The sequence below is a fragment of the Bradyrhizobium sp. UFLA01-814 genome (assembly GCF_046718885.1).
Classification (GTDB): Bacteria; Pseudomonadota; Alphaproteobacteria; order Rhizobiales; family Xanthobacteraceae; genus Bradyrhizobium; species Bradyrhizobium elkanii.
In genome coordinates this window covers 1-22,208 of the sequence record NZ_JAQOSR010000155.1, presented here as the reverse complement: position 1 = coordinate 22,208, position 22,208 = coordinate 1, and the positions used below count along the sequence as shown (strand labels likewise).

The window sequence follows — 22,208 nt, the reverse complement described above, 5'->3', positions numbered from 1 at the left end:
TGCATCTTGCCGCGCTGTCGAACGATCCGCTCGGCAATCTGAGACCCGGCCTTACCGACCAGATCAATCATGTAGCCAGCGTGCGCCTCGCGCAACTGGCCAAGCAAGCCGGCGTGCGACGGTTCGTGTTCGCGTCCTCCTGCAGCAACTACGGCAAGGCGGGCGACGGGATGATCGACGAAACCGGAGCGCTCAACCCGGTGACTGCCTATGGCGAATCCAAGGTGCAGTCGGAGCGCGATATCGCCGGCCTCGCCGGTGACGGATTTTGCCCGGTCTACCTGCGACCCGCAACGGCTTACGGCGTATCTCCCCGGCTCCGATTCGATGTCGTGCTGAACAATCTCGTTGCCTGGGCGGTGACAACGCGAAAGATCTTCTTGAAATCGGACGGCACGCCCTGGCGGCCCATCGTTCACATCGAGGACATCTCCCGCGCCTTCATCGCGGCGATGGAAGCTCCCGAGGCGGCGGTGTTCAATGAGGCTTTCAACGTCGGCCAGACGGCGCACAACTACCAGATCCGCGATCTCGCGAAGATCGTCGCCGATGTTGTCCCTGGCTGTCAGATCGAATTTGCCGATGGCGCCGGTCCCGACACGCGGTCCTATCGCGTGAGCTTCGAAAAGATCCGAACACGGCTGCCGGAGTTCAAGCCGCAATGGGACGCGAAGATGGGCGCGGAACAGCTCTATAAGGCTTACCGGGCTTCGGGCATCACGCTCGAAGAGTTCGAAGGTCCTCGGTATCAGCGTATCAGCCACGTCAACAAGTTGCTGGCGGACGGTGTGCTCGATGCGGATCTCCGCCATGTAAAGTCGAGGCAGAGTGCCGGGCGATCGGCTCTCGCCGCGAACTAAAACACGCGCCGATCGATTTGACACACCAGGAGGACGGCGTGTCGGCGGCAGACGATGTCACAAGTTCAGGCGCAAAGATCTTTGCGCTTGCCCAAAGGATCTACCCGATCTGCCGCAGCATCACCGGCAACGGTGTGCGGCAGACCCTTCGGGAGATCGGCGCGCATATCTCGCTTGATGTCCACGAGGTGCCGACCGGTACACCCGTTCTCGACTGGGTCGTGCCGCGCGAGTGGAACATCCGGGACGCGTACATCAAGGACCCGCGGGGCCGGAAGGTTATCGATTTCAACGAATCGAACCTGCATGTGATGAGCTACAGCGTGCCGGTGTGCCGCACCATGTCGCTGGACGAGCTTAAGCCTCACATCTTCACATTGCCCGATCAGCCGGACCTTGTCCCGTACCGAACGTCTTACTACCAGGAGAACTGGGCTTTCTGCATGGCCCACCGACAGTTGGAGCAACTGCGGGACGATAGCTACGAGGTCGTGATCGACTCGACCCTCGCCGACGGGCATTTGACCTATGGTGAGTATTTTCACCGGGGAGAGTCAGACGACGAGGTGCTTCTGTCGGCGCATGTTTGCCATCCCTCGCTCGCCAATGACAACTGTTCCGGCCTGGCCCTGCTTGCGGAGCTCGCGAGCCGCATCTCCCAGATGCGAACGCGATACAGCTATCGGTTTCTCTTTGCGCCAGGAACGATTGGCGCGATCACCTGGCTTGCCCGCAACGAGCATCGTGTTTCTCGCATCAAGCATGGCCTCGTGGTGTCAATGGTCGGCGACGGTGCCGGCCCGACATACAAGAAAAGCAGGCAGGGCGATGCTGAAATCGACCTTGCGATGATGCACACGCTGCAGCATTGCAAGCTGACGCCGACGATATTGGAGTTTTCGCCCTACGGCTATGATGAGCGGCAATACTGTTCGCCTGGGTTCAACCTGCCGGTGGGATTGTTCCAGCGTAGCCGCTTCGGTGCTATCCCCCAGTATCACACCTCGGCCGACGACCTGAGCTTCATTCGGCCGGAGCACCTCGGGGAATCCTTCCGCATCATTTCCGAAGTCATCGACCTGCTCGAAGGCAACCGCAGCTACTATAACACGTCGCCGAAGGGCGAACCGCAGCTGGGTAGACGCGGACTCTATGGTGCGATCGGCGGCGACAAGGACGCCGCCGCAGCCAACATGGCGATGCTGTGGATTTTAAACCTGTCCGATGGACACCATTCACTGCTTGATATCGCCAGGCGTGCCGACCTGCCGTTCCCGGTCATTCTGAAGACGGCAAAGGTGCTCGAGCGTCACGGGCTCCTCGCGCCTGTGCGATAAGTGCTCACGCACCCTGAAGCGGCCAGTTCAGGTCTTTATCGGAGATCGTGCTGACGGCCAGAGGCCAGCTGACGCCGAACATCGGATCGTCGTATCGGACGCCATTAGCAGCCGAAGGCTCGTAGAATTCCGAAGTCAGGTAATTGACCTGAACGTTGTCGCTCAAGGTTTGAAAGCCGTGTGCGAACCCCTTGGGGATGTAGAGCTGCGAACCGTTCTCCGCCGAAAGCTCGAAGCCGCGCCATTGGCGAAAGGTCGGCGAGTTCGCACGCAGATCGACGATGACGTCCCAAATCGATCCGTTCAAGCAGCGCACGAGTTTAACTTCGCCGTGCGGCTCATTCTGGAAGTGCATTCCGCGCAATGTCGCCTTGCGCGAGGAGCTCGAGATGCTGTGCTGGGGAAATCTGGTCACGAGCCCGTGTGCGCGAAACTCGTCTTCGCAGAACGTGCGCGCGAAAAAGCCGCGCTCATCGTGTGCAGCCTCGAGTTTGACGAGCCACACTCCGTCAAGTCCTGTTGCTTCAAAGCGCATGGAACGTATCCACTCCCGGCCGAGAGGCCAATTGTCGACGACCAGTTCTATACAATTTTACTAAAATTTTCAGCATTTGCGTGGTTTACCTTGTTGTTCGATATCGCTTCATATTGTTCGCTTTCATACGATAAAATTCAATCTAACGAGCCCGATTTAAGCGCCGGCAATCCTATATTCGGCAATCCTATATTCATGGTACGGCCCAATGAACGCTCACTCGAGATTCGAATCGCTTCGATCGAAATCCTCTCACGGTAACTGCCGTCTGTGCGGCGCGACGTTGAAATCGACGTTTGTCGACCTGGGAATGTCGCCTCTGTGTGAAAGTTTTCTCACAGCCGACCAGACCGACGCCATGGAGCCGTACTATCCGCTGCACACCGTGGTTTGTGGATCCTGCTTCCTGGTACAACTCCAGGAATACGTCAAACCGGAGCATATCTTCACCGAGTATGCCTACTTCTCGTCCTACTCGACGTCGTGGGTGGAACATGCGCGGCGCTACTGCGAGATGATCAAGGCCAGGCTGAACCTTGGTGCCGAGAGCCGCGTCTACGAGATCGCGAGCAACGATGGTTACCTGTTGCAGCACTTCCTGCCGCTCGGGGTGCCGGTCACGGGAATCGAGCCGGCGGCCAATGTGGCCGAAGTTGCGAGGCAGAAGAACGTCCCGACAATGGTCGAGTTCTTCGGCCTGGAGCTCGCGCAGAAGCTGGTCTCGGATGGCAAGCGGGCCGATCTGATTATCGGCAACAACGTGCTGGCCCAGGTTCCGGATCTAAACGATTTCACCGCCGGAATGGCGTGCCTGCTCGGGCCGCAAGGCGTGATTACGCTCGAGTTTCCGCATCTTGAGCGGCTCATCGACGAAAATCAGTTCGATACCATTTATCACGAGCATTTCTCCTATTTCTCGTTGGTAACGATTGATCGTCTGGCGCGGCGGCACGACCTGAAGGTTTTCGACGTCGAGCAGATCCCAACGCATGGCGGCTCGCTTCGCGTCTATCTCTGCCGCGCCGACGCGACTCACGCTGTCTCCGCCGCCGTGACCGCACTGCTGGCCCATGAGCGCCGGATCGGCCTTGAAGACATAGGTCAGTACGAGCAGTTTACATCGCGGGTTCATCGCACCAAGCGCGAACTGCTGTCGTTCTTGATCGCGAGCAAGAACAAGGGCGCGCGGATCTGCGGCTATGGCGCTCCCGGCAAGGGCAACACGCTGCTGAACTATTGCGGCATCGGAACCGACTTCCTCGACTTCACCGTGGACCGCAACCCCTACAAGCACGGCCGCTATACGCCGGGAATGCACATTCCGATCCTCCCGGTCGAAGCCATCGACGAGGCTCGCCCCGACTACCTGTTCATCTTGCCCTGGAATTTGAAGAGGGAAATCGTCGCGCAAATGCGGCATGTCGCGGACTGGGGCTGCAAGTTCATCGTTCCGATTCCTAACGTCGAAATCATTGATCCGCGTGAGGTTGCGCCATGAAGGTTGTCCTTTTTTGCGGCGGTCTCGGTACGCGGATCCGCGAGTATTCGGAAAGCATACCGAAGCCGATGGTCCCGATCGGCCATCAGCCGATCCTCTGGCATGTGATGCAGTACTACAGCCAGTACAATCACAATGATTTCATATTGTGCCTTGGCTACAAGGCGAACGTGATCAAGGATTACTTCCTCAACTATCGCGCGACTGCGAACAGCGACTGCGTGATTTCGGAGTACGGCAAAAAGGTCGAGCTGATCGGCGAACATCAGCCGGACTGGCGGGTTTCGCTGGTGGATACAGGGACATGGCGCAACATCGGGCAGCGCCTGCTGGCCGTCCGCCATCTCGTCAAGGACGAGGAGATGTTTCTTGCGAACTACAGCGACGGGCTGACCGACGCGCCGCTGCCTGATGTGATCCAGAAGTTCAAGGAAAGCGGAAAGATCGGTTGCTTCGTGGCGATCCATCCACCGATCAGCTTCCACCTTGCTGAGTTTGATGCCGAGGGGTCGGTGCAGCGGATTCGCTCCAGTCAGGAGTCCGAGATCTGGATCAACGGCGGCTACTTCATCTTCCGCAACGAAATCTTCGACTACATCAAGGAAGGAGAAGAGCTCGTCCAGGAACCGTTCAACCGTTTGATCGAGGGCGGTCACCTCATGGCCTATCGCTATGAGGGCTTTTGGCGCGCCATGGATACCTTGCGCGACAGACAAGTGTTGGAGGACATGGTGGAGCGCGGCGACACGCCGTGGCGGCTGAATCACTCGTCGGTAGCCAGCGCGGCGTAACCGGAATGAGAGCATTGCAGCTTGCCAGGCCCGGAGACCGTCTGTCGATCCTGTGCCTCGGCGCCCATTCGGATGATATCGAAATCGGCGCGGGAGCGACGCTGCTGGGTCTGATCGAGCGCGGTATCAAGCTGGACGTGCACTGGTGCGTTCTAAGCGGTGGCGCCATACGGGAGGCTGAAGCCAGAGCGTCGGCGGCCGACTTCTTGTGCGGGGCTGCATCCGCGAATGTCGAGGTGCTGTCGTTTCCCGATGGATTTTTCCCGGAAATGGGAGAGGCCATCAAGGAATGGTTTGAATCGCTGAAGCGGCGGATCGAGCCCGACGTCATTCTGACGCATCGCAGGGATGATGCTCACCAGGACCATCGTCAGGTCTGCCGCCTGACCTGGAACACGTTTCGTGATCATCAGATTCTGGAGTACGAGATCCCGAAGTGGGATGGCGACTTCGGTCAACCCAACGTTTACATGCCGGTATCGGCGGCGGCGCTCGATCGTAAGATTGAACTCCTGCTCAAGCATTTCGGGACGCAGCGATCCAAGCAGTGGTTCGATGCAGACACCTTTCGCGGCCTCGCACGGATTCGGGGCATGGAGTGCAGGGCTACGGAACGCTTCGCCGAGGCATTTTTCGGGCGAAAGTTGACACTGATCTGACGATGGTTGCGTGGACGTCACGCAGCCTGTGAAGTTTTGATTGCAGGGTGTATCTCAAGGCGCACGATATGAGCACGCTATTCTCAAGCATCTTTCGCGCTGGTGACCTGGTGGAGGTCAGAAGCAAGGAGGAGATCCTCGCGACGCTGGATGCCAACGGCCGCCTGGAGGAAATGCCCTTCATGCCCGAGATGCTGAAGCATTGCGGCAAGACGCTTCGCGTCGGCAAGCGAGCTCACAAGACCTGCGATCCGGCGCTCGGTATCGGCGGGCGCAAGATGCTGAACACGGTCCATCTCGAGAACATCCGCTGCAACGGCGCGGCTCATGACGGCTGCGAGGCGGCCTGCCTGATATTCTGGAAGGACGCCTGGTTGAAGCCGGCAGGCGAGAAAGGGCCGTCGCCAGATGGCGCTGGCAAGCCGTTCAGGTCTGGCGGCTGCAGCGAGGAAACGCTGTGGAGCACGATCAAGCATCCGCCGAAGGTCGGCGAAACCGAGCCGACCTACGTTTGCCAGAACACACAGGTCAAATTCGCCACGCAACCCCTGAAGTGGTGGGATCCGCGTCAGTATGTCGAGGACTACACTTCGGGAAACGTTCGGTTGCAGGACCTCGTCGCCGGATTGACTTTCTCGGTCTGGCGCACGGTCACCGAAGCAGGGCTGGGCATTGGCACCGCGATGCGCTGGATCTACGACACATTCCAGCGCATGAGAGGCGGCGTACCTTACCCGATCAGGCCCTTCGGTGTGCCGGAGGGTAGCAAGGTCCCGCAGTCCCGGCTTGATCTGCAGGTGGGCGACGTCGTGCGCGTCAAGCCGTACAAGGACATCCTCGAGACACTGGACTGCAACTACCGCAATCGAGGCCTTTATTTCGATCCGGAGATGGTACCGTTCACGGAACGCGAGTACGAGGTCGAGAGGCGTCAAAAGCAGATCATCGACGAAGGTTCGTGCAAGATGGTCCGTTTCAAGACGGACGCGATCATCCTGAAGGATGTCGTGTGTGAGGCGCGCTATGCGATCTGCCGCCGCTTCTGCCCGCGCGCCATCCATCCCTATTGGCGGGAAATCTGGCTTGAGCGGGTACCTCAAAGCCAGAATCCGGCGAATTGAACGGGAACGACGCGTGCATCGGAACGAACGCACCGATCAGTATTTTGCGGACAACAAGCCATACTCTGGCCTTGGCCGCAGGTCGCTGCACAGCGGCGTGGCGTTCATTGCTGCGCGCGGATTGAATATCTTCGTTCAGTTGGCCTCCACGATCGTACTGGCGCGACTGCTCGGACCGCATGATTTCGGGTTGGTGGCCATGATGCTGGCCCTGATCGGCTTTGCTCCCCTTTTCGTCGATCTCGGGATGAGCGAGGCCTCCGCCCAGCGGAGCAGCATCTCGCGCGCCGAGGTCAGCACGTTGTTCTGGCTGAATGTTCTGATCGGCGTCGTGCTGGCTGTGGTGCTGGCCGCGTCCGGCCGGTGGATAGCGCGTGCCTTCGGCGAGCCATCGCTCGCGGGCATGGCGTTGGCATTATCGGTGACCTTCCTGATGATGGCCTTGTCGACGCAGCACTATGCGCTGATGCGTCGGGCAATGCAGTTTCGCCGCATCGCGATAATCGACATATCGGCGAACATCATCGGAAGCGCTGCAAGCGTTGGACTGGCGCTTTTGGGCTGGGGCTACTGGGCGCTGATCGCCAAGCCGATCATAACGTCGGCTTTGACCGTCGTGGGAGCCTGGACTGCCTGTCGATGGATACCGGGCAGGCCGAGGCTCACGCCAATGGTCAAGGAACTGCTGCGGTTCGGGCTGGGAGTCACCGGCTTCACCATGACGGATTACTTCGCTCGTTCGGCGGACAGAATCGCGATGGGGTATTTCCTCGGTGCAGGGCCGCTTGGCTATTTTCAGAACGCCTTCACGATCTACAACAACCTGCTGTCGATTCTCAGTGAGCCGCTGCATAACATCGCGGTTTCGGGGCTGAGTAAGCTCCAGCACAGTGCGGCCGAACTGAAGCGCTCCTGGGAAGGCGCGCTGTCATTGCTTTGCTACTTTTCGGGGCCTGCCTTCGCGGCCCTGGCCGTGAGCGCTCATGACATCGTGATCGTACTTCTCGGAGAGAAATGGTCTCCCGCGGGCCCCTTGCTCTGCATCCTCGCCATTCGCGGCATTGCCGACTGCATCGAGCGAACTCTCGGCTGGGTGCATGTCGCGGTCGGGCGTCCCGATCGGTGGATGCGATGGGGCATCTTCAGTGCAATCTGCCAACTGGTTGCGCTTGCAGCCGGACTGCCGTTCGGCGTGGTCGGAGTGACGATCGCCTATACGGTCACCATGTTTGTGCTGTTCGTTCCTGCGCTCGTCTATGCCGGCAGGCCTGTCGGGATCACAATCGGGGACGTCCTGCGCGCGACAGCGCCGCAGACCATTGCTGCGCTGGTCGCGGTCGCGGTCGCTTTCTCGATACAGGAGGCATTCCTGCAGGAATTGCCGCGGTTGCTGCGAATTCCCGTCGCGAGCGTGATCTGTGTGACGGCCTACCTGACTGTCGTGGTCGGGGTCTTCAGGATCACGCGGCCACTGCAACTCGCGTGGTCCTTGCTACGCGATTTCGGCATTGTACGACTGCAAGTCAACTCCTGATCCTGGATTACGCCCATGACCTCCTTTGAGCGCTTCCTGATTAACTTGGACACGTGGCCCGCCGGGGCATTTCTGAGGATCGGCCTCGGCCTTTGCATTCTGCCGGTCTTCCGACTGCTGTCAGGCGGCGACGATCGTATCGTGGTCGCGTTAACGATGTTTCTCGCCCTGCTGCTCGCGCTTCGCCTTGGTCCAGCCGTGTGCCGACGTGTTCTTCCGTTTTCGCGCGAAGCGAAAGATCTGTGGTTCAAGCGTCGCAATCTTGGCAAGAGGTACGACTCCTACCAGTGGCAAAAGCTCTTCTGGATGGGGCTGGGCATGCTGCCCTACGCGCTGATCTCTGGAGGATTGGGGCGCGGGGAAATTGTGCTGCTTACGATCTGTACGATCGGCGGCGGAGCAGGGCTGCTGCTTTGGCGTAGGACCGGCCAGCTCAGCGTCGGTGCCGCCACTGCGAAAGCGACGAAGTTGCCGCCGGCCGCGGTCGCGTCGACGCCGCCCTAGGACCGGGCCGCCCTATATTACGGGAGCTTGCGGCACTCGGTGAACCTGTCGCCGTCCGGCGTTTCCGTCCTCTCGAGGCAATGGGCCTTATCGGTAACCTTGCCGGCTACGACAAAGTCGTAGGCCTGGTTTTTGAAGACCAGCACGTAACGGCCGGGCGAGAGGACGAGATCGGGGCTCACTGGCTGCAGCTCGACCATCTCGCGGTTTTCAGGGACCGGCGCTACGGTCAGGTCGACGGAAACGGACCGGATCGCCCAGGCATCGTTGGCCATAGTGACTGCCGGTGACGACGGTGTTCGTGCGACCTGGGCGAGAATGCGCAACTGTGCGTTGTCGGGCGCGCTTGTCATAAGCTCACGCTGATACGCGACAAACGAAAGCGGCCCGTGCGGCACCACAGCGGTGCCCGGCTTCGTGGTCAATACCGACACGGCGATCCGGCTGTCGGGAAGCCGGATGTTCATCGGCTCGAGTCGGATCATCCGCCCGTTGCTTGACGCAAAAATCCCATATGTCGTCGGCAGTGAACGTGCGGGTGGTACGGTTGCAGCTGCTTCGATCGGAGCACGATGTACGAAAGTGGCAATTGCCGGCTTCAGCTTGCGTCTGCTTTGCGGTGGCGGCTGAACGGGCGTCGCGTTCGAATGGCTGACAACCTGGGGTGCTGTGCTGAACAGGGATGCAACATTGCCCCGCATGAGCATTCCGGTCCCAATCGCCAGCAGAACCGTTGTTGGAGCGAGGAACCATACAAAGTTGCGCACTTTCCATTCGCTGGTGACCGAACGTCGGTCCCGCGGCGAGCTCTGAAGTTCTTCGGCGATCAGCTTCTCGATTAGTATGGTCTGCTGTTCCCGCACCGCGACGCTCGCCTCGGCAGTGCTGCTGTGCACGGGCGGTAGACGGATTGACGCCGGTGGCACCGAGTTCGGACCTGGGTCCGCGGCCGGACTGAATCCCTCTCCTTCATCTGCCTCAGTCGTGTACAAGGCTACGGCTGAGCCGGCATGCGAGTCCGGTGGCGCTGGCTGCGGGCGGTTGTCGGATTCCTCCGCTGAAACATCGTTTGGATCGGCCGCAGGGGGGACGGGCTCGTCGTCTGGTCCGGCATCGGGCCGAGACACGTTCGTCCGGCGTCCGATGTTCTCCGCGGCCTCATTCAGGCGCCGACTGACCTCATCCTGCGGGAGCACAATCGGCTGCAGGGGTTGCTCCAGGTCAAGGAGCGGATGAGCTTCATCCGTCGGTCCACCCTTCGGCGAGCTCGGATCCTCGCCAAGGACCGTCGGATGCTCGTCGGTCGGACTGTCTGGCGGTCCGGCGGGATCGCGCTCCGGATTTGCGGGCTCGCGCAGGCGGGCTTCGACGAATTGCGTCCAGGCGCCACGCCGTCGCAGAGGTGCAGCAAGCCTGTCTGCCTGACGTGGCAAAGGCGGCGCATTCAGGATGGCCGCTTGAGCCGAGGGAAGCTGACTGGAGCGTTTCATGCCTGGATACGCAGCTTGACGTTTGTCCACCGTTGCGGACGTTCGCGACACCCTTGCGATCATATGATCGAGATCGCCTACCTGCTGGGATGTAGCAGCCGCCGCTTAACAGGGCGTTAACCATAAACCGGCGGAAATGCCGCATTGCTCCGTACCACCCGAGGTGACGATTTCAGGCGGCTGCTGGCAGCTCAAAGGATCCGGCGATCTGGCGCAGACGGTTGGCTCGTGCGCTCATCAGGTCGGTGTGAGCAATACCGAGGATGTCGAATACCGTCTGTATGCGGTAGAGCCAATCGTGCCTCAGCGCGGCTTCCCGGACGTTTGCGTTCTGAACCGCTCGCAGTCGCGCCGGCTCTGCGTCCAGCGCTTCGAGGATCTGGCAAATGTGCGGCGAATCGAAGGGCACATGAATGACGGCATCGGGCCAGTCGAACTGCCGTGCAAACTCTTCGGTGCGGGGCGCTTCTCCGACCATCACTGCCCCGGCTGCAGCACCTTCATAATAGCGAGCGGAAATCTCGTCTCGGCCCGCCGTGAACTCCGGGTTGTTGACGTGGCTGCGATTGGCAATGAAATAGCGGCTGCGCTGGAGGATATTCGCAATCATGATGCGGTGTTCTTCCGGATTGTCGACCCGGAACGTTCTTTCCTTCCGGTTCGAACCGCTCGCCGCCACAGTGTCGTAGTAGTAGAAGAAGCGCTCTCTCTCGGCGCCGGCCAGCAACGCGGCGTGGGTCGTCGCCGAACGACGTCCGATGTTGCACACGGCGATCGATCGCTGCTGCTCGGGCTTCGGCGCGAACCGCTCCACGTCGACCGCCAGCGGCAGATAGCTGCACGGTCGACCCGCTATGCGCGCGATCTGCGGTGCGCAGTGATGCAGGCCGACGAATATATGATCAAATCCGGACAGGAGCTCGATCAGATACTCCGGGATATCGTCTGCCCAGACTTCTGTGATGAAGCATGCGGCCTTGCGACACCGCTTGCGCCAGTCGGGAATCGCGGCGAGCGCGTGGAGTTGATACGCATTGCTGAAGATCGGAAAGAACAGTTCGTAATCGCGTTGCAGCCGCAGCTGCGGCGGGGAGGGTGCCAGCACGTCTGCCAGTTTGGTCGATCCTGATGCAAGGCGCGTCCATTTGTAGACTCGCCGCGAGAACTCCAGTGCAGCACGATCTCGAACATCGAACCGATCGGCGCGCGTCATCGCCGCCAGATTGTCCTCAAACTCATAGCTGAGGCAAAATGCGACAAGATCGGAAATCCGACGCTGCGAGAGGAGTAAAACCTTGCCTTCCACGAGGCGCTGCCTCCGATCTATCAAATGCCGGAAAAGTGCCGGCCACACGACTTCCGGAATCCCCCGACCAGCAGCGGGTTGCGCGGTGATCGTCGTCACGAACGGTGCCAATCAACGTAAGTCCATACGCTATTTAATCTTGTTTTGTCCAAGTTTTCCCGAAATTGGATAATGCGAGCCTGTCATTGAAGTTCATTGCACGCGCATGGGCATTCTCGCCGAGCCGTTGCGAATGCAAGCACGAGGATGCATCGACGAATGCGCGTTAACCTGGAGAAGTTAAATCTGGAACTCGCTGACAGTTGCGAAGAAGGTCAGCGGACAACGATTGAGTGCGCGTTAACCCGAAAAAGTTAAATCTGGAACCGCCTGACAACAGCCGGCTTCGATGATGCGCAACGCGCTCTGCGGCAACCGCGAGAATTAGCTATAAATTTCATTTAACATGCGCCGAGCCCACGTTGGCGATGAACGCGTCGGGAAAATCCGGTAGCGTGCCGCATCATTTCGACACGGCAAGAATATTCAACACGGCAAAATTTTTGAACACAGGCGGCGTCGGGCTTCATGCGTATTCTTAGCGTATTTGGTACTCGTCCAGAGGCGATCAAAATGGCACCGCTTGTGCTGGCGCTGGGCGAAGCAGAAGGAATTGAAACGCGCGTCTGCGTGACGGGCCAGCATCGTCAGATGCTCGACGATGTGATGTCGGCGTTCTCGTTGAAGGCTGACTACGACCTGAACATCATGCGACCGAACCAGTCGTTGAGCGAAGTGTTCAGTGCGGTCATGACCGGAATCGATCCGATCATCGCCGACTACAATCCGGACTACGTTCTTGTGCAGGGCGACACCGCAACCAGTACGGCGGCTGCACTTGCCGCGTTCTTCCGGTCGGTCAGTGTCGGGCACGTCGAGGCGGGATTGCGAACCGGCAATCTCATGAGCCCGTGGCCGGAGGAAGCCAATCGGCGGGTCACTGCGGTCGTTACGACGAGGCATTATGCGCCGACGTCGCGTGCGCGTTCTGCCCTGCTGAAGGAAGGCTATCCACCAGAGGCCGTCATTGTCACCGGCAATACCGTGATCGACGGGCTGCTTCGCATGGCCGCAAATATCGCTCAACCGGGTGAGCTTCGCCGGTCGCTCGAGGTGAAATACTCATGGCTCGATACGTCGAAGCGACTTGTTCTCGTGACCGGACACCGGCGCGAGAGCTTTGGATCCGGGTTCCGGCAAATCTGCGAGGCATTGAAGACGATCAGTCGGCGGGACGACATTCAGATCGTGTATCCCGTTCATCTGAATCCGAACGTGCGCGGGCCGGTATTTGATCATCTGCGCGATGCGTCGAATATCTTCCTGATCGAACCCTTGAACTATCCCGAGTTCGTCTACCTCATGACGCGCTCGTATCTCATCCTCACCGATTCCGGTGGAATTCAGGAGGAGGCACCGGCGCTTCGCAAGCCCGTGCTCGTCATGCGAGATACCAGCGAGCGCATGGAGGCCGTTGACGCCGGCGTAGCTCGCCTGGTCACCACCGACCCGGCTCGCATTGTTGCAGGCGTCGAGCGCCTGCTCGATGTGCCAGCGGAGCACGAAGCCATGTCTCTCGGTGCCAATCCGTTCGGTGACGGGCGCGCCAGCAAACTGATCGTGCATGATCTTCTGAATGTCCGTCGGCCGCAACGTCCAACTGATCACATCACGGGCGTCAATCTTTTGCCGAATGCCGAGATGCATTCGCGGCCGACACCACCGCTCTCCCAACCGGCGTACTGATCAAACGAAGCCATGGACACCAGAACCAATCAATTGGTCATTCAGGAATACGGCCAGCCGCTTGCGGAAGACTACGGTCCGCCATCGGTGGCCCGGCCGACGTTCGGCTTGTGGGACGTCGTTGACGTTCTGCGCCGCGAATGGCGGTTGCCCGTTATCGGACTGTTGATTGGGCTGGCGGTCGCCGTGGCTTCGGTTGTTGTCATGAAGGCGCCCTACAAGAGCAGTGCGCGCATCCTCATCGATCGAAGTCTCAATCGTTATCTGCAGACCAACAAGATCGTGGATCAGCCGACGATGGACGAAGTCGAGGTCGGCAGTCAGCTTTACGTACTCTCATCCGACAGGGTCCTGCTTCCGGTTATTCGCACGCTGGGTCTGGCCAGTGATAGCGAGTTTGCCGGGCGATCTGCGCTTGGCAGCGCCACAGACGGGAACTCCAGCACGGCGGAAGCCACTACGGCCGCCGAACGAGCTGCTCTCGAATCTCTGTTGAAGCGCGTGACAGTTGCGCGAGAGGATGTCGCCAACGTTATCAATGTGACGGTCGAGTCGCAGAGTGCGGAGAAGGCCGCGAAGATCGCCAACGGCATCGTGGATAGCTATCTCGCGTCCCTGCAGGACGCAAAATTGAAGTCGACGCAGAAGGTGAGCGGATGGCTGCAGGAGCGGCTCATCGAGCTGAAGAAGCAGGTAGCCGACGCGGACAAGGCGCTGCAGGACTTCAAGACGGCTAACAACCTCAGCAGCACTGGCGCGCAGGATACCGAGCTCCTGGCAAGTCTGAATACCCAGCTGATGAATGCCAAGTTCGCGGCAGTCGAGGCAAAGGAGCGCCTCGACCGTATCAAGCGGACAGAGGCAAACGGGATTCCGTCAGCCGTGTCGACGGATGCGCTATTCAACGACAAGCGGGCGGCAGTCATCAACTTCGCGCTCAACAACAGCGAACTTGCACGTCTCCGCACGCAAAAGCGCGACCTTGCGTCTCGCCTTGCGGAAATGGAAGCTCGCGTCGGTCGCAAGCACGCGGCTGTCGTCAAGCTTCGTGCGCAACTCAACAGCGTTGACGCCGCCATTCAGTCCGACGAGGGTCGCATTACCGATTCCTACGCCAGCGAATACGAAGTCGCCAAGGCACGACAGACCGAACTCGAAGACACGGCCGCAAAGCTTTCCGCGGAAACCGGAAGCCGGCTGCGAGAACTCGAGAGCGCCGCCGAGGCGCTACGCAATCTTTATAGTGGCTTCCTGCAAAAGCATAAGGAGATCGAGGCGGCGCAGGCGGAGACGCTTCCGGCCCAGAGTGCGCAGATCATCACGAGAGCAGTTCCGCCGCTGACAAAGAGTTCCAAGAAGACCCTCATCGTGGCGGCAGGCAGCATTTTTCTTGGCCTGTTTCTCGGCATAGGCTCTGCCTTCGGACGTGAATGGATGGCGGACGTGTTCCGTACGCCCAAGGCCGTCGAACAGGTGACCGAAACACGGTGCATCGGACTGCCCTTCGTCTACGCTGGTCAATTGCCAATCGAGGAGCATGTCCTTGCTGCCCCCTTCTCGCGCTTCGCGGAAGGCCTTCGCAATGTGAAGGCGATGCTCGACCGTTCGTCCGCCTCGACCGGGGGCAAAGTCATCGGCGTCGTGTCGGCGGTTTCGAAAGAGGGAAAGACTGTCGTTGCCGCCAATCTTGCCGCGCTCATATTGTCGTCCTCTGGGTCGCGCACGCTGTTGATCGATGCCGACCTTCATCTCCGGAATCTCACGACTGCACTTTCCCCGGATGCGAAGGTCGGGCTTTTCGAAGCGCTGGAAGATCCCTCTCGTCTTGACGAGTTTGTTTGCAAGCGGCCGCATTCGGGGCTGGATGTCCTGCCAAATGCGTGCACGGTCAGGATTCCAAACGCCGCAGAGCTCCTGGGCTCGCAGGAAATGGAAAACCTGCTTGCCGTTGCACGGAAATCCTATGATTACATCGTGGTGGAGGTGGCGCCGATCATGTCGGTGGTCGATGCTAGGCTGATCGAGCGCTTCATCGATGAGTTCGTCTTCGTTGTGGAATGCGGTCAGACCAAGCGTACGAGCGTGCTCGAAGCTTTGTCGGTGACGCAGCTCATCCGTGAGCGCGTGTCGACCATCGTGCTCAACCAGATTGACCCTCTTGAGCTCAGAACCATCGAGGCAAGAAATGGGGTCAGGTCCGAAGGATATTACCGGGAGTAGGGCTGTGGACGAGCTTGACAGTGCTTCAGGGTCTACGCGCAGCTCAGCGCCGCGCAGGTATGTGCTGATTTCGCCCTGCCGCGATGAGGGACCCTATCTCCGCCGCACGCTGGACAGCGTGGCTGTACAGTCGGTGCCGCCAGCGCTGTGGATCGTCGTTGACGATGGATCCACCGACGACACGCCACAGATTCTGGAAGAGTATGCGGCGCGGCTGCCTTATCTGCGCGTCGTGCGCCGCCAGGACCGAGGCCACCGGCGGGTAGGGCCCGGCGTGATTGAGGCGTTTTATGATGGTCTTGATCAAGTGTCCCTCGGCGACTTCGGCTATTTGTGCAAGCTTGATATGGATCTCGACCTGCCGCCTCGCTACTTCGAACTGCTGATGCAACGAATGGAGGGCAATCCACGTATCGGAACGACCTCCGGCAAACCCTGGTTCGTTCATCCCCAAACCGGCGATCTCGTGCCCGAGGTCTGCGGCGACGAGATGTCGGTTGGAATGACGAAATTCTATCGCGTTGCGTGCTTCCAGCAGATCGGGGGATTCGTGCGACAGGTCATGTGGGATGGCATCGATTGCCACCGCGCCAGAATGCTGGGCTGGATCGCCGAGAGCGTCGATTCAGAGCCAATCCGGTTCGTCCACCTTCGTCCGCAAGGGGCCAGCCAGAACAGCATCTGGACGGGCAGAATTCGTGCTGGCTTCGGTCAGTATTTCATGGGCACCTCGCCGTTTTACTATTTGGCGGTGGCGGCTTCCCGTCTTCGTGCGCACCCAATGTTCATTGGAAGCGTCGCGATGCTTTGGGGTTACTTCAGCAGCTGGGCAAAGGGGTTGCCGCGCTATAATGACCCCGAGTTCAGACGTTTTCTTCGTACCTATCAGCACGCGTGCCTGAGACTGGGTAAACGAGCTGCCACAGCTCGCCTGGACGCCGAGCAAGTGGCTCGGTGGCAAGCCAGCCGGCAATCGCCGCAGGGAAGTTGAGCAGATGACGGAACACGTAAGCCTATTGGGCGTCGAATTTGATGCGGTTACCCTCGATCAGGCGGCGCAGCGCTGTGTCGATATCTGTCGCCGCTCGAACAATTCTCACGTCGTGATGACGATAAATGCGTCGCATCTCTGCATGATGCGGCGAGACGTGGAGTTGGCGCACGCATGTTCCGCGGCCGATATGACGGTCGCGGACGGTATGCCGGTGGTTTGGGCAATACGAGCGACAGGTCAACATATGCCGGAACGCGTGGCCGGCATCGATCTGATGGAAGGACTCTTAGGGGCTGCTGCGTCCAACGGACTTTGTGTCTATTTTCTAGGGGCGCATCAGGAAGTTGTCGAAAAGCTCGTACGCGTCTGCGAGGCGCGCTTTCCGCAACTGAAGATCGCTGGTTTCCGGAACGGTTACTTCGGTCCGGACGAGCACGAAATTATCGTCGATGAGATACGGGCCAGCGGCGCCCACATTCTTTTTATCGGCTTGCCGTCCCCGTTCAAGGAGGTATGGAGCGAACGCTATCGGGACCGGCTGCAAGTTCCCGTCATCCTGGGGGTCGGCGGCAGCTTCGACGTTTTGGCCGGCTTTATCAGGCGCGCTCCTCGGCTATTCCAATCGTTCGGTCTCGAGTGGTTCTGGCGCTTGATGATGGAGCCGCGCAAATTATGGCGGCGATATCTTTCCACCAACAGCGAGTTCATCTGGCTGGCGCTCCGCGAAGTGGTGGCGCGCAGGGCTTACGCCGCCCGTCCGGAGAGAGCGATCGCCGGATCGGCAAGCGTAGTGCGGAGAGACGCCCGAATAGTGGTTTCGGAACGCAGGGTGGCTGATCGGCGAATTCTTGTCAGGCGAAGGAGCAACGTGCGGGATTCGCAGGTTCCGATACCCGATCGCCGGCGCGGTATAGAGCGACGTATCTCAGAGCGTCGGGCACGGGCGGCTAATGCTCCCCGGGGTATCGAGGTGAGCGCCTGACGTATAGGCTGACCAACCAGGATCACTGATCCCAAGCGGGCAGCTAAGCGATTCGCTTCATGGCGCAAGCGCGGGAAGCATCAAAGTGATTAAACCGCCAAGCAGCACCGATTCCTTCGGGTACGATAACGCAGACCAACCTATCGTCGTTAAGTTAAAGCCTGATGTGTACGTATTTGGGTACGAGTTTTGCCACGTTCTGCAAACGTTGATTATACGCGGCTGCGTGCCCGCTGAGCTCATCTATGAGGACGGCGGGGCGCTCATCCTTATTTTTGATCCCAATGAGAAGAAAGCGGGACTATGGTCAGGATGGTGGAGGTGCGACAAACCCGACATTTACTCCATCATCGAACCAGAGCATCGCGGGCTCGTGGGTCAAATATTCGAAACCACGGACGCCTTCTTGGAGTTTTCCAATTCTCAATCTCCTCAGATTGAGCTGATCCCAGGCCAGATCCAAAAGATTCAGAGATCAGACGCTGCGTTGTTCCGCGGAGACGCTCCCCTTCGTCCTCGACCTCCATAAAGAACTTCCGCACGGCGCGCATCGGAAGCGTTTGCGATTCGATATTGGGCGAAAGATTGCAGAAGTTGCCGTGGATTCTCTGGGTGTGGGGAAAGGCGGTGGCGCTCCCCCGCTACCACGGGCCTCGAATTGCCCCACGCCATATTCCGATCGGCTCAGCCCGATAGGCCGGCCTTGCGCAAGCCGTCGAGGAAGTGCTCGCGATCGACTGAATTTCTGTACCTTTCGGCCCGCGCTCGAACGAGATCGAGGGTGTTCGCCGGCGGCGTTGCGCCGTTCGCGCTCATTTCACGACAACGCTCCGTGACGAACGCTTCAATTTCGGATCGCGCTTCGCTGTGCCGACCCATCTGCGCATGACAGGCGGCAAGCAGACTGTGCGACCAGCGGTCGGGGGATCGCGCCTCCATCAGCGTCTTGACTGCTTCATCGTACCGGCGCCCCGAATAGAGCGCGAGCGCGTGGTACCAGTGGTACAGATTGGGCGGGAAGGGATTCAGTCGTTTGGCCGCACCGATCCATGTGAGTGCCTCTCGCCACCGTCCCCAGTAGACCAGAATGTTCGCGAAAACGGCGGCGACATCGGCGTCGTTTGGATTGAGCTCCAGAGCCCGGCTGAAATGGATTTCAGCCTTGGCATCCTCGCGACGCAGGAACAGCAATTGCGCGAAGACGCCATGGGCCCAGGCGTCGCCGCCGTCGATGTCGAGCGCGGTCTCGATCTCGCTCAGCGCGTCGTCGAGCTTCGCCGTGCCGGGCGGTTCGAGAAACACGTCGCAGACGATCGTCCAGGCAATGTTGACGTGAGCGCGGGCATATTGCGGATCGAGCGCGACTGCGTCCCGGAAAAACTGCCTGGCTTCCGCCATGCCCTTCACGGTCAATTGACGCCATCGCTCGTTGCCCAGCAGAACCAGGTCATACGCGGTAATGTTCGGGGTCGGCTTGCGTCTGGCGATCTCGCGGCCGGCGTCCTCGAGCCGGCCCGGAAGGGCTGCGACGATTGCGCGGACGATCTCGTCCTGCAGGGCGAAGATGTCTTCGAGTTCGCGGTCGTAGCGCTCGGTCCAGAGATTGTAACCGCTCGCGCCATCGAGAAGCTGGACGGTCACCCGCATCCGGCTGCCGATCTTGCGCACATTTCCTTCGGCCACGTACCTGACGCCGAGTTCGCGGCCGACCTGCTTGATCTCGGGCGTCTTGCCCTTGTAGGCGAAGCTGGAGTGGCGGGCGACAACGAACAGCGAGCGGAAGCGCGACAGTTCGGCGATGATGTCTCCCGTGATTCCGTCGGAAAAATATTCCTGCGCGGGATCGCCGCTGAGATTCGAGAACGGCAGCACTGCAAGCGACGGCCCATCGGGCACTGTTATTGCCGGCGAGGTGGGCAGGCCGGCGCCGGATTCGACAGCGACCAGTGGCCCGACATAGCGGTAGCCGCGGCGCGGCAGGGTCTCGATCCAGGTCGCACCGCCCGCGACGTCGGCAAATACCCGCCGCAGAGCGGCGATCTGCACCGTCAGGTTGCTCTCCTCGATCGCAAGGCCCGGCCAGGCCGCCTGCATCAATGCGTCCTTGGAAACCGGCGTTCCGGCCTGCTCGACAAGCAGCCGAAGCAGCGTCACCGCGCGCCGCCCGAGCGCGACCGGTTCGGACTCTCGAAACAACATCACGGCTTCCGCGTCGAGGCGGTAGGGGCCGAATTCGTGGATCGTCGCCATGGTTCGGGAGACTACATTTTTTGCATCTTTTTCGGAACAGATTCAGGACCTCCGGGAATTCGGCGACCCGCCCCGCTGCCGCTGACACGCAGCTTTGCGCGGCCGATTTCCGCTTTCGCTTCGATCCGCCTCGCGCGGCACTCCGCCAGCAGAGCGTTCGCGCCGCCGCAGCCAGGCGACGGCCGCTTGACAATGTAAGTAAGAATATTATTACAAACTGCAGTTTTCGGAGAACGCGTTCATGCTGCAGACCAAGCGAAGCTATAGCGGAATGGTGACCGCGCCGCATCACCTTGCGGCGCAGGCCGGGCTCGCCGTCCTTTCCGAGGGCGGCAATGCGGTCGAGGCGATGATTGCGTCCGCCGCTACGATCGCGGTGGTCTATCCGCATATGAACGGCCTTGGTGGCGACAGCTTCTGGCTGGTCGGCCGGGCGGGCTCTTCGCCGGTCGGAATCCAGGCGTGCGGACAGTCGGCGAAGGCCGCCAGCCGCGCCTGGTATCGCGAGCATGGCTGCAGCACCATCCCAAGCCGCGGACCGCTCGCGGCACTCACCGCTGCCGGGACCGTCGATGGCTGGCAGAAGGCCTATGAACTCAGCCGCGATCGCCACGGGGGGCGCATGCCGTTGTCGCGGCTGCTCGAGCCTGCGATCGGCTATGCCGCCGATGGCGTCGCCGTGACCCAGACTCTGCACGACAACACCACGAAGAAGCGCGCTGAACTGCAGGACGTGCCGGGCTTTGCCGAAGTCTATCTGCCGCATGGCGCTCCGCTTGCGGTCGGCACGCGGTTGCGGCAGTCGCGCGTGGCAGACACGTTGCGGCAGCTGGCGCAAGCCGGCCTTTCCGATTTCTATCGCGGCGACCTGGCGCGGTCGATGGCGGCTGATCTCGAACGGCTCGGCAGCCCGCTCCGCCTATCCGATCTGGAGCAGCATCAAGCTTCACTGGTGACGCCGCTGTCGGTCGATGTGGCGGGGCACAAGGTGTTCAACATGCCGCCGCCGACGCAGGGCCTGGCCTCGCTGTTGATTCTTGCGCTCTATGCCCGGCGCATGGCGAAGGAGGCGGACGGGGTCGATCATCTGCATCGGCTGGTCGAGAGCACGAAGGCGTCGTTCCGCATCCGCAATCGCTACGTGACCGATCCCAACTACATGGCGCGGTCGGCGGCCGGGTTTCTTACCGACGAGTCCATTGCGGCGCTCGAAAAGACCGTCGCCGTCGATCATGCAGCGCGCTGGCCTGACCCGCCGGCCCAGGGCGATACGGTCTGGCTCGCTGCGACCGACCGGAACGGCCTTAGCGTCAGCTTCATTCAGAGCATCTATTGGGAGTTTGGCTCGGGCGTCATCCTGCCCCAAAGCGGGGTCACCTGGCAGAACCGTGGGACAAGCTTCGGTCTCGCCGAGACCGATATCAACCGCCTGGAACCTGGGCGGCTGCCGTTCCACACCATTCAGCCCGCAATGGCTGAACTCAGCGATGGCCGGCTATTGTCCTACGGCACGATGGGCGGCGAAGGGCAGCCGCAAACCCAGGCGGCGATCTTCACGCGCTACGCGTTGCACGGTCAGGACCTTCAGTCGACAGTGACCGCGCCGCGCTGGCTGCTCGGTCGCACATGGGGCGAGGAGAACAACAATCTCAAGATCGAATCGCGTTTCGATCCTGCCGTCGTCGACGCGCTGCGGGCGCTCGGCCACGACATCCAGGTGGTCGGGGCGTTCGAGGAATTCATGGGCCACGCCGGCGCAATCGTCTGGCACCCGGATGGACTGCTCGAGGGCGCCAGCGATCCCCGCAGCGACGGCGTCGTCGCTGCCCGGTGAAGCGAGCACCCTTAGCGCTTACCTGCAGGCTGTTCGGAATTTTGCCGCGCGCGAGCTAGCGAGCGGCGCCGGCCGGTGTTCTGGCCGCGGGCGGTTTCCGTTTTCCCTCGCTTGCGGCCGCCGTCGCCGTCAACCAGGTCATGATCACGTCCAGCGCGTGGTGGCGACGTTTCTCCAGCCAGTCCGGCTCTCCCAGATCCTTGTCGAACATCGCCGACAGCGTGTAGCGGTTGGAGACATGAAAATAGCTCATGGCCGTGATCGTGACGTAGAGCTGAACCGGATCGACGTCGCTGCGGAACAGCCCGACCGCGAGGCCCCGGCGAAGGATGTTTTCGATGCTCGCGACCAAGGGCAGCGTGAGGTCGGCGATCTTGCGCGATTTGCGCAGGTTGCGCCCGCGCTGCAGGTTCTCATTGTTGATCAGCGCAATATAGTTCTGGTGCGCCCCGAAAAAGGTGAACGTGAAGTTGATCAGCTCGCGCATGGCCGCGACCGGATCGAGGTC

At 60.4% G+C, this 22,208-nt stretch carries 18 protein-coding genes; 13 read left to right on the top strand and 5 right to left on the bottom strand.

Going from position 1 to position 22,208, the window contains the following annotated elements; genetic code table 11:
* Window positions 1-860, top strand: an 860-nt coding sequence (locus PMN64_RS33890; protein WP_411783834.1) for an NAD-dependent epimerase/dehydratase family protein, incomplete at its 5' end; no start/stop codon positions are given.
* A gap of 17 nt (window positions 861-877) precedes the next feature.
* Window positions 878-2,197, top strand: coding sequence for a DUF4910 domain-containing protein (locus tag PMN64_RS33885; RefSeq protein ID WP_411783833.1), 1,320 nt, complete (start codon window positions 878-880; stop codon window positions 2,195-2,197).
* A 4-nt stretch (window positions 2,198-2,201) separates the two neighbouring features.
* Here PMN64_RS33885 and rfbC read toward each other — a convergent pair whose 3' ends face one another.
* Window positions 2,202-2,732, bottom strand: a complete 531-nt coding sequence (gene rfbC / locus PMN64_RS33880; RefSeq protein WP_411783832.1) for a dTDP-4-dehydrorhamnose 3,5-epimerase — start codon at window positions 2,730-2,732, stop codon at window positions 2,202-2,204.
* Between the two features lie 208 nt (window positions 2,733-2,940).
* On the opposite strand from rfbC, the gene PMN64_RS33875 reads away from it, so the two are divergent.
* The 6 genes from PMN64_RS33875 (at window position 2,941) to PMN64_RS33850 (ending at window position 8,839) form a co-directional block, all read left to right on the top strand.
* A complete protein-coding gene (locus tag PMN64_RS33875; protein WP_411783831.1) occupies window positions 2,941-4,230 on the top strand; it encodes a methyltransferase domain-containing protein in 1,290 nt (429 codons plus the stop codon).
* On the top strand, window positions 4,227-5,021 hold the full coding sequence (locus PMN64_RS33870; protein ID WP_411783830.1) for a glucose-1-phosphate cytidylyltransferase: 795 nt from the start codon (window positions 4,227-4,229) through the stop codon (window positions 5,019-5,021). Before PMN64_RS33875 ends, PMN64_RS33870 begins: the two co-directional genes overlap by 4 nt.
* A 5-nt stretch (window positions 5,022-5,026) precedes the next feature.
* The gene (locus tag PMN64_RS33865) at window positions 5,027-5,680 is read left to right on the top strand and encodes a PIG-L deacetylase family protein (RefSeq protein ID WP_411783829.1); all 654 of its coding nucleotides are present in this window, start codon (window positions 5,027-5,029) and stop codon (window positions 5,678-5,680) included.
* Between the two features lie 68 nt (window positions 5,681-5,748).
* Window positions 5,749-6,801, top strand: a complete 1,053-nt coding sequence (locus tag PMN64_RS33860; RefSeq protein ID WP_411783828.1) for a hypothetical protein — start codon at window positions 5,749-5,751, stop codon at window positions 6,799-6,801.
* Window positions 6,764-8,335: a lipopolysaccharide biosynthesis protein gene (locus PMN64_RS33855; protein WP_411783827.1), complete on the top strand. Its 1,572-nt coding sequence runs from the start codon at window positions 6,764-6,766 to the stop codon at window positions 8,333-8,335. The genes PMN64_RS33860 and PMN64_RS33855 overlap by 38 nt, the downstream gene beginning before the upstream one ends.
* Before the next feature lie 15 nt (window positions 8,336-8,350).
* Window positions 8,351-8,839: a hypothetical protein gene (locus PMN64_RS33850; protein ID WP_411783826.1), complete on the top strand. Its 489-nt coding sequence runs from the start codon at window positions 8,351-8,353 to the stop codon at window positions 8,837-8,839.
* A 17-nt stretch (window positions 8,840-8,856) separates the two neighbouring features.
* Here the strand turns inward: PMN64_RS33850 and PMN64_RS33845 are convergent, their stop codons facing one another.
* The gene (locus tag PMN64_RS33845) at window positions 8,857-10,329 is read right to left on the bottom strand and encodes a hypothetical protein (RefSeq protein ID WP_411783825.1); all 1,473 of its coding nucleotides are present in this window, start codon (window positions 10,327-10,329) and stop codon (window positions 8,857-8,859) included.
* A 172-nt stretch (window positions 10,330-10,501) separates the two neighbouring features.
* Window positions 10,502-11,734 (bottom strand): glycosyltransferase, encoded by a 1,233-nt coding sequence (locus PMN64_RS33840; protein ID WP_411783824.1) that lies wholly within the window; start codon window positions 11,732-11,734, stop codon window positions 10,502-10,504.
* Between the two features lie 468 nt (window positions 11,735-12,202).
* Between PMN64_RS33840 and wecB the strand changes: the two genes are divergently transcribed.
* The 4 genes from wecB to PMN64_RS33820 are packed head-to-tail and all read left to right on the top strand — an operon-like array spanning window position 12,203 to window position 17,616.
* Window positions 12,203-13,420: a non-hydrolyzing UDP-N-acetylglucosamine 2-epimerase gene (wecB, locus tag PMN64_RS33835; protein WP_411783823.1), complete on the top strand. Its 1,218-nt coding sequence runs from the start codon at window positions 12,203-12,205 to the stop codon at window positions 13,418-13,420.
* 12 nt (window positions 13,421-13,432) lie between these two features.
* Window positions 13,433-15,640, top strand: coding sequence for a GumC family protein (locus PMN64_RS33830; protein WP_411783822.1), 2,208 nt, complete (start codon window positions 13,433-13,435; stop codon window positions 15,638-15,640).
* A gap of 4 nt (window positions 15,641-15,644) precedes the next feature.
* On the top strand, window positions 15,645-16,631 hold the full coding sequence (locus tag PMN64_RS33825; protein ID WP_411783821.1) for a glycosyltransferase family 2 protein: 987 nt from the start codon (window positions 15,645-15,647) through the stop codon (window positions 16,629-16,631).
* A 4-nt stretch (window positions 16,632-16,635) separates the two neighbouring features.
* On the top strand, window positions 16,636-17,616 hold the full coding sequence (locus tag PMN64_RS33820; protein ID WP_411783820.1) for a WecB/TagA/CpsF family glycosyltransferase: 981 nt from the start codon (window positions 16,636-16,638) through the stop codon (window positions 17,614-17,616).
* A 684-nt stretch (window positions 17,617-18,300) separates the two neighbouring features.
* Here the strand turns inward: PMN64_RS33820 and PMN64_RS33815 are convergent.
* Window positions 18,301-19,866 (bottom strand): winged helix-turn-helix domain-containing tetratricopeptide repeat protein, encoded by a 1,566-nt coding sequence (locus tag PMN64_RS33815; protein WP_411783819.1) that lies wholly within the window; start codon window positions 19,864-19,866, stop codon window positions 18,301-18,303.
* 241 nt (window positions 19,867-20,107) lie between these two features.
* Here PMN64_RS33815 and PMN64_RS33810 point away from each other — a divergent pair, with 241 nt between their 5' ends.
* On the top strand, window positions 20,108-21,700 hold the full coding sequence (locus PMN64_RS33810; protein WP_028338421.1) for a gamma-glutamyltransferase family protein: 1,593 nt from the start codon (window positions 20,108-20,110) through the stop codon (window positions 21,698-21,700).
* Between the two features lie 55 nt (window positions 21,701-21,755).
* On the opposite strand, the gene PMN64_RS33805 is transcribed toward PMN64_RS33810, so the two are convergent.
* Window positions 21,756-22,187, bottom strand: coding sequence for a hypothetical protein (locus PMN64_RS33805; protein WP_411783818.1), 432 nt, complete (start codon window positions 22,185-22,187; stop codon window positions 21,756-21,758).
* Window positions 22,188-22,208 lie beyond the last annotated feature (21 nt).